Raw genomic sequence first — 12,251 nt, 5'->3', positions numbered from 1 at the left:
CAGACCCCAAGGCGCCCAATCAAACTACTATCAAAATAAAAAGGTGATAGTCGATACGATCACAATTGTGCATTGCACAACAAATTTTCCCGATGCAGCAAACTTTGTTGTCTCCAGACGCCGGCTTTCCCGTTACTGCAGACTTTGTTGTGCGCCCATACCTCGTGATTTTCCGGTTGACAAGCTATCTTAAGATATATATCTTAAGACATGTTTTAAGACAATCGGAGCATCACCATGCGTCATCACAATCATCATCAGCACGCTCATTCGCGCTGGCACAATCACCGGGCCCTCGCCGGGCGCTTCTCGCTGCACTCGCTTTGGCACGCCATCGGGCGCCATCACCACCGTCGCGGCGGCGGCGCTTCCGGTGCAGGTCCCTTTGGTGGCGGCCCATTTGGCGGCGGCCCGGGAGGGTTTGGCGGCGAAGGCGACGGGTTTCCCCGCGGCCGCAAATTCACATCCGACGACCTGCAACTCATGCTGCTCGCCCTGCTCGCCGAGCAGCCGAGCCACGGGTACGAGTTGATCCGGGCGCTCGACGCGCGTTCCAACGGCTTTTACTCGCCCAGCCCCGGCATGGTGTATCCCGCGCTGACGTACCTCGAGGAAGTCGGCCAGGTCACGGTCGAAGTCGAAGGCAACCGCAAGCGGTACGCCTTGTCGGAAGCGGGCCGCGAGCAACTCACCGCCAACCGCGAGCGCGTCGACCTGATCTTTGCGAAGCTCACCCATATTGCCCGCAAGATGGATTCGGTGCGCCGCGCATTTGCCGGCGAAGAGCCTGCCGACGTGAGTGAAGGCGGCTGGGTGCCGGAACTGATCGAAGCCCGCCGCGCGCTGAAACGAGCGCTGCTTCTGCGCACCGATGCGCCCGCCGACGAACAGCGCCGCATCGCCGCGATCCTTGCCCGCGCGACCGCCGAGATCGAAGGCAAGACCAGCACTGCAAGCGTCTGAGCTCACGCCGCCAATCTGGAGAAGAACACATGTCCAACAGCGACAACAACGCCGGACTGACGGTCACCCGTGTCCGCCATCCGCTGAAATTCCGCCTGGTGCAGGTATCGCGCGTCGAATCGCTGACGCCGCATCTGGCGCGCATCACCTTGACTGGCGATGATCTGCGCGACTTCACGTCCGCTTCGTTCGACGATCACATCAAGGTCTTTTTCCCCGAACCGGGCGCGGACAAGCCGGTCCTGCCCGTCGCCGGCCCTGACGGCCCGGTGTTCGCCGCGGGCCAGCGCCCGGTCGCACGCGATTACACGCCGCGCCGCTTCGATCGCGAGACGGGCAAACTGGTCATCGACTTCGTCCTGCACGATGTCGGACCAGCATCGACATGGGCCATGCAGGCGAAAGCCGGACAGTATCTCGGGATTGGCGGGCCACGCGGCTCGTTCGTGATTCCGGACGGTTTCGACTGGCATCTGCTGATCGGCGACGAAACCGCGCTGCCAGCCATCAGCCGGCGTCTCGAAGAACTGCCCGTCGGCACACGAGTCGCGGCGGTCGTGGAAGTGCGCGACCCGTCCGCACGAATCGAATTCGACACGCAGGCAGATCTGTATGCGGTGTGGTGCTACCGGAACGAAGAGCACGGCACGGCAAACACCGGAGACGAACTCCTGCGCGCAGTGCGCGAGACCTTTCTGCCCGAAGGCGAAGGTTACGTGTGGGCCGCAGGTGAATCGGCGACGATCCGCGCGGTCCGTCAACACCTGAACAGCGAACGCGGCATCGACAAATCACGCATCCGCGCTGCCAGCTACTGGAAACGGGGCGCCGCTGCCGTGCACGAATCGATCGACGATTGATGCCCGCCGCCCTGACAGTCGGCGAGCCGCTGACTGAAGCCTGAGAACCGGCAGGCGCTCGCCCAAGCACGAGCGCGCTGCCGGAGGCTGCATCGTTACGCGACCGCCCGCTCCTCGCCGAGCGCGGCAAGCGGATGCGCGTCGCACCGCCATGGCGACGACAGGAAATGCCGCACCCGCTCCGGCCGCACTTCGGCGAGCGTCGCCGGCGCCCAGCGTGGCTTGCGATCCTTGTCGACGAGATGTGCGCGCACGCCCTCGCAAAAGTCGCCCTCCCCGATCACACGCGTGACGATACCAAGCTCCATCCGGAAGCATTCGGCGAGCGTCATCTGGCGTCCGCGCAGCAGCGCTTCGCGGGTGACGTGGAGCATCGTCGGCGAATGCGTCGTGAGCGCATCGTAGGTCGACTGCAGCCATTGACGCACTTCGCGCGGCGGCTCGCGGTCGAGATCGTGGTACAGCGACGCGACGATCCGGTCGACACCCGAGCGTCGATCGAAGTGCCGCAGGATCAATTGCGTAAACGGCCCGAGCGCCGAATGCGGAATGATGTTGCAAGGCGGCTCGAACACGTTGCGCAAGGCGGGCAACAGCGCGCCGTCAGTCGGCATGCGTTGCAGCCGCTCTTCGAACGTGGCGAGCCATTCCGCCGGCACGCAGAGATCCGCCAGCTGACAGCGCAACGCGTCTGCGCCCGACAGCGTGACGCCCGTCAGCCCGACATATAGTTCGACCTCGACCGGCATCACGCTGAGAAAGCGCGTCGCGCCGACGTCGGGCAGAAAGCCGATGCGCGTCTCCGGCATCGCGATTTTCGTACGCTCGGTGACGATGCGCAGTTGCGCACCCTGTCCGAGCCCCATGCCGCCGCCCATCGAAATGCCGTCAAGCAGTGCGACGACCGGCTTGGGAAACGTATGCAGCACGTAGTCGAGCCGGTATTCGTCGACAAAGAACTGCTGCCAGCCGTGCTCGCCCTCTTTTTGGCCGAGCCGGGCCAGACGATGCAGTTCGCGCACGTCGCCGCCAGCACAGAAGCCTTTTTCGCCCGCCCCGCGCAGTATCACAGCGACGATGTCGTCATCCGTGCGGCAACGTTCGATCAGCACGGCCAGTTCACGCACCATCTCATGCGACAGCGCATTCAGGGCGGACGGCCGGTTCAGCGTGATGATCGCAACGCGGTTGACGACCCGATAGAGAACCGCCGGTTCGGCCTCGACAGGCTGCCCAGTTTCCGGGGCGCGCATTTTTTGCGCGGCGTTCATCGCTGCATTCATCTTTGCCCCTCCTGCTCGATCTGTACACCCTGCTGCAAACCCGACTGCCAGCGCGGCGCCCGCTTTTCGAGGAACGCATTGACGCCCTCGCGCTGGTCGGCGCCGTCGAACAGATTGACGAAGCATTCGCGCTCAACCGCCAGCGCCGCCGAACGCGACACGCCGTTGCGCGCCTGATGGATCAGCGACTTGCTGAAGGTCACGGCCTGCGGACTCAGCGTCGTGACGCGCGTGGCCATTGCCAGCGCGGCTTCGCGTGCGGCGCCCGTTTCGACCACCTCTTCGACGAGACCGATGCGCAACGCCGTCTGTGTATCGACGCGCTCGCCGGTGAGGATCATCCGCTTCGCCCAGCCCTCGCCGACAAGCCAGGGCAAGGTCTGCGTGCCGCAGCCGCAGGGCAGCAATCCGACTGCGGTTTCCGGCAACGCGAGAAGCGCATGTTTCTCTGCGATGCGGATATCGCACGCGAGCGCGCATTCGAGCCCGCCGCCCATCGCGTAACCGTTGATCGCCGCAATCACGACAAAGCGCGCATTCTGCAGCGCTTCGAACGCCGCGCCGAAGCGCGCGGCCGCCACGCGGGCGACTTCGCGGTTGCCATCGGCGAATGTGTTCAGGTCCGCGCCTGCGCTGAAGAATTTCGGACCATCGCCGGTGATCACGAGCACGCGCACGCGTGGCTCGCCGTTGAGACGCTCGACCGTCTTCTGCAACTTGAGCAACCCGTCCGGCGTGAACGCATTCGCGGGCGGACGCTTGAGCGTCAGCAGCGCGACCGCGCCATCGTGTTGATAGTCGAGATCGAACATCACGCCTCTCCGTCCGGACGGTACAGCTTGATCACCGCCGAAAAATCCAGTTTGCCCGCGCCCTTGACGCTCATCGTTTGATACAGCTGCTGGGCGAGTGCACCGAGAAACACCGGCTGACGCGCAGCCTTCGCCGCATCGGTGGCGAGGCCGAGGTCTTTGAGCATCAGGTCCGTGCCGAAGCCGCCGGTATAGCCGCGCGACGAAGGTGCGGTTTCGATGACACCGGGAAACGGGTTGTACGTATCCGAACTCCAGCAACGTCCGGTCGATGTGTTGATGATTCCGCCGAGCACTTTCGGATCGATGCCGAGCGTCTCGCCCAGCGACATCGCTTCCGCCACGCCCGCCATCGTGATGCCCAGCACGAGGTTGTTGCAGATCTTCGCAACCTGTCCTGTGCCGGTCTCGCCGCAATGGACGATGTTCTTCCCCATCGCCGACAGCACCGGCTTGACCTGCTCGAATGCGGCAACACTGCCGCCGACCATGAACGTCAACGTGCCCGCCGCCGCGCCGCCCGTGCCGCCCGAAACAGGTGCATCGACAAACGTGTTGCCATGCTTTGCTGCCAGCTCCGCGCATGCCTCGACGGTCGCCGGGTCGATCGTGCTCGAATCGATGATCGTCACGCCTTTCGGAATGCCGGCCAGCACGCCGTCTTCGGCGGTGAGCACGCTCTTCACGTGGGCCGCGGCCGGCAGCATCGTGATCACGCATTTGACGTCCGTCACCGCTGCTTTCGCCGAACCCGATGCTCTCGCGCCCGCATCGACCAGCGTCTGCACCGCCTGCGCGTTCAGGTCGAACACGTTGACCGTGTGGCCCGCCTTCAGCAGGTTGAGCGCCATCGGTGCGCCCATGTTGCCGAGTCCGATGAAACCGATTTTCATGATGTCGTCTCCATACATCCGCGGGTAGGCGTGGTTAGCGCAGGCTGATCGTCGTGTTGACGCCGTCGTTCACGGTCGCGTCATCGAACCAGCGCGCCGTGACGGTCTTGGTCTGCGTGTAGAACTGCACGACCTGCTTGCCATACGGGCCAAGATCGCCGAGCTTCGAACCGCGCGAACCCGTGAAGCTGAAAAACGGCACCGGCACCGGAATCGGAATGTTGATACCGACCTGACCCACATCGATATCGCTCTGGAACTTGCGCGCCGCCGCGCCGCTTTGCGTGAACAGACCCACGCCGTTGCCGAACGGATTGCGGTTGACGAGTTCGATCGCGTCGTCGAGCGTCGGTACCGTCAGGACCAGCAGCACCGGGCCGAAGATCTCGGTGCGATAGATTTCCATGTCGGTCGTGACGTCGGTGAAGATCGTCGGCCCGATGAAGTTGCCGTCTTCGTAACCGCGCACCTTGATGTTGCGGCCGTCGAGCGCGAGCGTCGCACCTTCCTTCACGCCCGCTTCGATCAGCCCGAGAATGCGCTGCTTCGCGGCACGCGACACAACCGGGCCGATATCCGTTCCTGGCTCGTTACCGGCGTTGACCTTCAGCGTCTTCGCCTTCTCGACGAGATCCGGCAGCCATTGCTGCGACGCGCCCACCAGCACGACCACCGAGGTCGCCATGCAGCGTTGCCCCGCCGCGCCAAAACCGGCCCCGGCGAGCGCGTTGAGCGTCTGCTCACGGTTCGCATCGGGCGACACGACGGCGTGATTCTTCGCGCCCATCATCGACTGCACGCGCTTGCCATGCTCGCTGCCGAGGCGATACACGTGCGTGCCGACCGCCGTCGACCCGACGAACGAAATCGCCTTCACCAGTTCATGCGTGCACAGCGCATCGACGACTTCCTTGCCGCCGTGGACCACGTTCAACACACCCGCCGGCACACCTGCTTCGATCGCCAGTTCGACGAGCTGCATCGTCGACAGCGGATCCTGCTCGGATGGCTTCAGCACGAAGGTATTGCCGCAGACGATGGCCATCGGGAACATCCACAGCGGAATCATCGCGGGGAAATTGAACGGCGTAATACCTGCGCAGACGCCGATCGGCTGCCGCAGCGTGTACGTATCGACACTGCCCGCCACGTTTTCCGCGAATTCGCCCTGCTGCAGGGTTCCGATCGAGCATGCATGCTCGACCACCTCAAGGCCACGAAAGATATCGCCTTCGGCATCGGGCAGCGTTTTACCCTGTTCGGCGGAAAGCGTCTTCGCGATGCGCGGCATATGCTCGCGAATCAGCGCCTGGTACTTCAGCATGATCCGCATGCGCGCGCCGACCGGAGTGGTCTTCCACGTCGCGAACGCGGCATGCGCGGAACGGATGGCGGCATCCACCTCGTCGACGGTCGCGAACGGTACACGCGCCAGCACCTCCTGGGTCGCGGGATTGACGATGTCGCGCCATTCGGTGGTTTTCGATTCGACGAACTCGCCGCCAATCAGCAGTTTGACCGTTGACACCTTGTCGGCGATGGTCGAAGGAATTGCGCTCATGCTGGGTCTCCTGTGGCATGGCCGCAGCGCGGCCGGATAGCAATTCAAGTGATAGGCGGCAGCACGCCGCCCGCGGCTTCAATGCGTGGATTCAGGACATGCGTCCAGCGCGGCGTGCTCAGCGAAGATCGGGAAAATCCTCTTCCCAGTACTCGCCCGGCAGACGCGCAGGTTCGGTCTCGCGCTCCAGTTCGCGCCGACGCAGTTCGACGCGGCGGATCTTGCCGGAGATCGTCTTGGGCAGTTCGCTGAACTGCAGCCTGCGAATGCGCTTGTACGGGGCGAGCTTTGCGCGCGAGAAGCTGAAGACGGCGCGCGCCAATTCCGGACCCGCTTCAAAGCCCTGGCGCACGGTGACGAACGCTTTCGGCACCGCCAGACGCACGGCATCAGCGCTAGGTACGACAGCCGCTTCGGCAATCGCTTCATGTTCGATGAGCACGCTTTCGAGTTCGAACGGGCTCAGCCGGTAGTCGGACGACTTGAACACGTCGTCGGCGCGGCCGACGTAGACGTAGTAGCCGTCGTCACGCCGCATCGCAACATCCGACGTGTGATAGAAACCGTTGCGCATGGCCTCTCCGGTGGCCTTCTCGTTGTTCGCGTAGCCGGTCATCAAGCCGAGCGGACACTGCGCGAGCGGCAGCGCAATTTCGCCTTCGCTGGCGGGCTGATCGTCGGCATCTACGAGTTCGATCCGGTAGCCCGGCAGCGGCCGGCCCATCGACCCCGGCACGACGACCTGGCCCGGTGAGTTGCCAATCTGGCAGGTGGTTTCGGTCTGCCCGAAGCCATCGCGGATCGTCACGCCCCACGCATGACGAACGCGTTCGATGACCTCTGGATTCAGCGGCTCGCCAGCGCCGACGATCTCGCGCAGCTTCACCGCATACGACGCCAGCGGCTCCTGAACGAGCATGCGCCAGACGGTGGGCGGCGCACATAGCGTCGTGACATTGAAGCGCACGAGCACGTCGAGCGTTTCCTTCGGCACGAAGCGCGCGAAGTTGAAGACGAAGACGCACGCCTGGGCATTCCACGGCGCAAAGAAGCAGCTCCACGCATGCTTCGCCCAGCCGGGCGAGCTGATGTTCCAGTGGACGTCTCCCGGCTGCAGGCCGATCCAGTACATCGTCGACAGATGGCCCACCGGATAGCTCTGATGGGTATGCTCGACGAGCTTCGGCTTCGATGTCGTACCCGACGTGAAATACAGCAGCATGGGATCGGTTGCGCGCGTGGGTCCGTCGGGTGTGAACGACGGCGACGCATCGTAAGCCTGGGACAGGTCCGTCCAGCCTTCGCGTGGCGTGCCGACCGAGATACGCTTCACATCCGCATCCATCGCATCGAACTTCGCCAGTTCACCACTATCGACCACCACAAACTGCGCGCCGCCGATCTCTACCCGGTCACGCACGTCGTCGGGGGAAAGCTGCGTCGTGGCAGGCAGCACGATCGCGCCCAGCTTCATCGCCGCGAGCATCACGTCCCACAGTTCGACGCGATTCGGCAGCATCAGCAGCAACCTGTCTCCGCGTCCGACGCCGATGCCGCGCAGGAAGTTGGCCATGCGCGCCGAGCGCTCCGACATCTGCGCGTACGAATACTGCGTGCCCCGGCCGGAAAGGTCATCGACGATCCACAGCGCCGGCTTGTCGTTATCGCGGGCGATCACATCGAAGTAGTCGAGCGCCCAGTTGAACTCGCCGAGGACCGGCCATGCGAACTCGCGATATGCGCGGTCGTAGTCCGTTCGATGGCGCAACAACAGGTCGCGCGCATCGAGAAAGCCCTTCGCTGCAGTCATCGTCGTCTCCTGATCGGCGCGGATGCGCTCTATGTGGCGGATTATTCTGCGCTCAAACGTGCCGCGCAATCACCATTCGTTGTACTTCGCTGGTCCCTTCGTAAATCTGCGTAATGCGGGCATCGCGATAGTGACGCTCGACGGCGTAGTCCTGCAGGTAGCCGTAGCCGCCGTGGATCTGGATCGCCCTCGAGCAGACTTCTTCCGCCAGTTCGGATGCGTACAGCTTCGCCTGCGAAGCCTCCGACAGGCAGGGTTTGCCCTCACTGCGCAGACGTGCGGCGTGATGAACCAGCAGACGCGCGGCGTTCAGCCGGGTCGCCATGTCGGCGAGCATGTTGGCGATGGTTTGATGCTCCTTCAGCGACTTGCCGAACTGAACGCGCTCATTCGCATAGACCCGCGCCGCATCGAACGCCGCCCGTGCAATGCCGACCGCCTGCGCCGCAATGCCAATGCGCCCTCCTTCGAGGTTCGACAGCGCGATGCGAAGGCCCTCGCCCGGCTCGCCTAGCAGGTTTGCTTCGGGCACCGCGCATTCGTCGAGAGAGATCGGGCAGGTATCCGACGCGCGAATGCCCAGCTTGTGCTCCGGTCTGCCGACGTTGAACCCGGGCGTATCGGTCGGGACGATGAAGGCGGACAGGCCGCGCTTGCCGCGATCCGGGTTGGTGACTGCAAATACGATGGCGACGCTCGCGCGCGCCCCGTTCGTCACGAACTGCTTGTTGCCGTTGATGACCCACTGCCCATCGCACAGGACGGCGCGCGTGCGCAGGTTGTTCGCCTCCGAACCGGCCTGCGGCTCGGTCAGGCAGAATGCGCCAATGCGGCGCCCCGTCGCGAGATCGTGCAGATAGCGGTCTTTCTGGGCGCCAGTGCCAAAGTTCAGGATCGGCCCACAGCCGACCGAGTTGTGCACGCTCATCAAGGTGGCGCTTGCGGCACAGCCCGCGGCGATCTCTTCAAGTGCGAGCGCATAGGCCACATAGTCGGTGTACGACCCGCCCCACTCCGGCGGCACCATCATGCCGAGCAAGCCGAGATCGCCCATCTGCTTCACGACCTCATCCGGCAGCTGACCGTTGCGGTCCCACTCGCCGGCATGGGGGGCGAGGCAATCGACGGCGAACTCGCGCGCTGCATCGCGAATCATCCGTTGTTCGTCGGTGTAGAAGTCGTTCATCGCGTCCGCCTTGCCTGTTGCGTCTTCATGGAATGCCGGAGGGCGGCCCATGGCGCGCCGCATGTGGCCTCGTCTACACTATGTCGCCTTCCGCCACGCCGTAAGCGCGCCGGGAGGGCTCGATAGTTGAGATCCATCCGGTTGGGAAAAGTGTAGGCAGTCCGGCATGCGGGTTCGATGCTCAGCCCGATCAATCTGGGTGAGCGCATTTGCCATACCGGCCGGCCACGCGTCGGCTTCAGCAAACACATGAAAAGCGAAAAAGGCACCATCTCCGTCAGCCTCGTCGAAGAAACGCTGGCGCTCGCGCGGGCGCAGGGAATCGACGTGCGGCCGCTCCTCGACGTGGCCGGCATTGCGCCGCAGATGCTCGCGTCACCGAAAAGCCGGGTGACATCGACGCAATACGGCGCGCTATGGGCGAACATCGCCCGCGCGCTCGACGATGAGTTCTTTGGCCAGGACTCACACCCGATGCGCAGCGGCAGTTTCATCGCGATGACACAGACTGCGCTCACGGCACGCTCAGGCGCCCATGCGCTTGCGCGCGTGGTCGGCTTCATGCGGCTCGTGCTGGACGATCTCGGTATGCGGGTGGTGCCGGACAAGACCCACGTACGGCTCGAATTCACGCATCGCGAAGGCACAGCCACACCGACCATGTTTGCCTATGCGACGTATTTCATCCTGATCTACGGGTTGATGTGCTGGCTCGTCGGGCGCCGCATTCCGTTGCTCAAGGCGCGGTTTCGCTGCGCCAGGCCGCCTGCTGCGCACGAATACCGGCTGATGTTCTGCGACGACATGGCGTTCGATCAGGACGCGTCGTATGTCGACCTGTCGCCGGCCTTTCTGGATCTGCCGGTGGTACAGACGACGAAAACAGTCAGGCCGTTTCTGCGCGATGCGCCAGGCAGCTTTGTCGTGAAGTACCGCAATCCGGGATCGTTCGCGGCGCGGGTGCGCAAGCTGCTGCGCGCGCTGCCGATCACTGCGTGGCCCGGCGCCGACGACATGGCGCTACGCCTGCACGTCGCGGAAGCGACGATGCGGCGCCGGCTGAAGCAGGAAGGCTACACGTATCAGTCGATCAAGGACGACCTGCGGCGCGACATCGCGATCGGCGAACTGCAGGACACCGAGCGCACGGTCGCCGACATCGCGGCGGCGGTGGGCTTCGCGGAACCGAGCGCGTTTCACCGCGCGTTCCGCAAATGGACGGGCATGCGTCCGTCCGATTACCGGATGGCCGAGGCCGATCTCACGCAACGCGCAGAAGCAGACTAAGCTATAAATATCAGGCCAGTCCTTCAAGGCTGGCGCCAACCGACAAGGTGCGCCAGTCGTCCGCGATGAGAACGCACCGGTTTCTCCCGTTCCGGCAGTCTGGTCCGCGCAGGCCACCCACCTGCGGCGGCGTTGCGGCCCGGTTCTTCCGGCTCCTGCGCGGCGCCCGCGCGCTCGGACTTCTGCTGGCGCTCGGCAGCGCCCCCTTCCTGTTGCAATCGTCGCTCCATGCGGCGGCCGCTCGAGGGGTTGTGGTGGTTATCCCCGTGAACGGCGCCATCGACCCGGCGAGTGCCGACTTCATCGTCCGCGGGCTGACACGCGCGGCACAAAGCCAGGCGCAACTCGCGGTAATCGAACTCGACACGCCCGGCGGGCTCGATACGTCGATGCGGCAGATCATCAAGGCGATCCTGTCGTCGCCGGTGCCGGTTGCGTCGTTCATCGCGCCGGGTGGCGCGCGCGCAGCAAGCGCCGGCACCTATATCGTCTATGCCAGCCACATTGCCGCCATGGCGCCGGGCACCAACCTTGGCGCCGCGACACCCATTCAGGTCGGCATGGGCGGCGCTGCACCGCAACAACCGGAATCGCCGCTGTCGCCACCTTCGCCCCCTGGCGGCAAGCCTGGCGAGGCAGGCAAGGCGGCGTCGGGAGCCAGCGCGGCGTCCGCAGCGCCCGCACTCGATGCGCAGTCAACCGAAATCCGCAAGCAGGTTCACGACGCCGCCGCTTACATCCGCGGGCTCGCGCAACTGCGCGGCCGCAATCAGGCCTGGGGGGAGAAAGCGGTACGTGAAGCCGTCAGCCTGTCCGCCACCGAAGCGCTCAACCAGCACGTCGTCGACCTGCTTGCGCGCGACGTGCCTGACCTTTTGCGCCAGGTGGACGGCCGCACGATCAACACCGCCACCGGAGACCAGCGGCTCGCGACGGCCGGCGCATCCATCGTCACACTCGAACCGGACTGGCGCACCCATTTCCTTTCCGTCATCACCGACCCGAACGTCGCCCTGATCCTGATGATGATTGGCATGTACGGACTCTTCTTCGAGTTCGCCAATCCGGGCTTTGTGTTGCCGGGCGTGGCGGGTGCGATCAGCCTGCTCGTTGGGCTCTTCGCGCTGCAACTGCTGCCGATCAATTTCGTCGGTCTCGGACTGGTGTTTCTCGGCATCGCATTTCTGATCGCCGAAGCCTTCCTGCCGACCTTCGGCACGCTCGGCTTCGGCGGCATCGTGGCGTTTGCGATCGGCGGGCTGATGCTGATCGATACCGATGTGCCCGGCTATGGCATCCCGTTTCCGCTGATCGCCGCGCTCACCCTGTTCAGCGCGCTCTTTATCTTCACGGTCTCGGGCGTCGCGCTGCGCGCGCGCCGACGGCCCGTCGTGACGGGCCCGGAAGCCATCATCGGCAGCATCGGTGTCGTGCTCGACGACGGGCTGCAGCCGGACGGCGACGTGGTGATCGGCTGGGCCCGTGTGCGCGGAGAGCGCTGGCGCGTGACGAGCCCCGGGCCACTCGCCGCGGGACGCGAGGTACGCGTCACCGGACGGCGCGGCCTCATGCTGACCGTCGTTCCCGTCTGAGCAA

At 64.5% G+C, this 12,251-nt stretch carries 10 protein-coding genes; 4 read left to right on the top strand and 6 right to left on the bottom strand.

The features are described 5' to 3' along the window. Nucleotides 1-237 precede the first annotated feature (237 nt). Nucleotides 238-963: a PadR family transcriptional regulator gene (locus B0G77_RS36990; RefSeq protein WP_133666690.1), complete on the top strand. Its 726-nt coding sequence runs from the start codon at nt 238-240 to the stop codon at nt 961-963. A gap of 29 nt (nt 964-992) precedes the next feature. Beyond that, complete coding sequence (locus B0G77_RS36985) at nt 993-1,823, top strand: siderophore-interacting protein (RefSeq protein ID WP_133666689.1); 831 nt, start codon at nt 993-995, stop codon at nt 1,821-1,823. A 95-nt stretch (nt 1,824-1,918) separates the two neighbouring features. Here the strand turns inward: B0G77_RS36985 and B0G77_RS36980 are convergent, their stop codons facing one another. From B0G77_RS36980 to B0G77_RS36955, 6 genes are all read right to left on the bottom strand, one after another. Then, nucleotides 1,919-3,094, bottom strand: a complete 1,176-nt coding sequence (locus tag B0G77_RS36980) for an enoyl-CoA hydratase/isomerase family protein (RefSeq protein ID WP_133667040.1) — start codon at nt 3,092-3,094, stop codon at nt 1,919-1,921. Between the two features lie 8 nt (nt 3,095-3,102). Beyond that, nucleotides 3,103-3,918: an enoyl-CoA hydratase gene (locus B0G77_RS36975; protein ID WP_133666688.1), complete on the bottom strand. Its 816-nt coding sequence runs from the start codon at nt 3,916-3,918 to the stop codon at nt 3,103-3,105. Beyond that, complete coding sequence (mmsB, locus tag B0G77_RS36970; protein ID WP_133666687.1) at nt 3,918-4,811, bottom strand: 3-hydroxyisobutyrate dehydrogenase; 894 nt, start codon at nt 4,809-4,811, stop codon at nt 3,918-3,920. Before mmsB ends, B0G77_RS36975 begins: the two co-directional genes overlap by 1 nt. Before the next feature lie 34 nt (nt 4,812-4,845). Further along, the gene (locus tag B0G77_RS36965; RefSeq protein WP_133666686.1) at nt 4,846-6,372 is read right to left on the bottom strand and encodes a CoA-acylating methylmalonate-semialdehyde dehydrogenase; all 1,527 of its coding nucleotides are present in this window, start codon (nt 6,370-6,372) and stop codon (nt 4,846-4,848) included. Between the two features lie 118 nt (nt 6,373-6,490). Beyond that, entirely contained in the window at nt 6,491-8,182 is a 1,692-nt protein-coding gene (locus tag B0G77_RS36960; protein WP_133666685.1) for an AMP-binding protein, read from the bottom strand. A gap of 52 nt (nt 8,183-8,234) precedes the next feature. After that, nucleotides 8,235-9,368 carry an acyl-CoA dehydrogenase gene (locus tag B0G77_RS36955; protein ID WP_133667038.1) on the bottom strand — a complete coding sequence of 378 codons (1,134 nt, stop codon included), beginning with the start codon at nt 9,366-9,368 and terminating at the stop codon, nt 8,235-8,237. 249 nt (nt 9,369-9,617) lie between these two features. On the opposite strand from B0G77_RS36955, the gene B0G77_RS36950 reads away from it, so the two are divergent. Both B0G77_RS36950 and B0G77_RS36945 read left to right on the top strand, forming a co-directional pair. Further along, nucleotides 9,618-10,655: an AraC family transcriptional regulator gene (locus tag B0G77_RS36950; RefSeq protein WP_133667039.1), complete on the top strand. Its 1,038-nt coding sequence runs from the start codon at nt 9,618-9,620 to the stop codon at nt 10,653-10,655. A 65-nt stretch (nt 10,656-10,720) separates the two neighbouring features. Next, entirely contained in the window at nt 10,721-12,247 is a 1,527-nt protein-coding gene (locus B0G77_RS36945) for a nodulation protein NfeD (protein ID WP_133666684.1), read from the top strand. Nucleotides 12,248-12,251 lie beyond the last annotated feature (4 nt).

The organism is Paraburkholderia sp. BL10I2N1 (assembly GCF_004361815.1).
Classification (GTDB): Bacteria; Pseudomonadota; Gammaproteobacteria; order Burkholderiales; family Burkholderiaceae; genus Paraburkholderia.
Note: the sequence above shows the minus strand (reverse complement) of the source record. Positions and strands in the feature narration are given on the sequence as shown.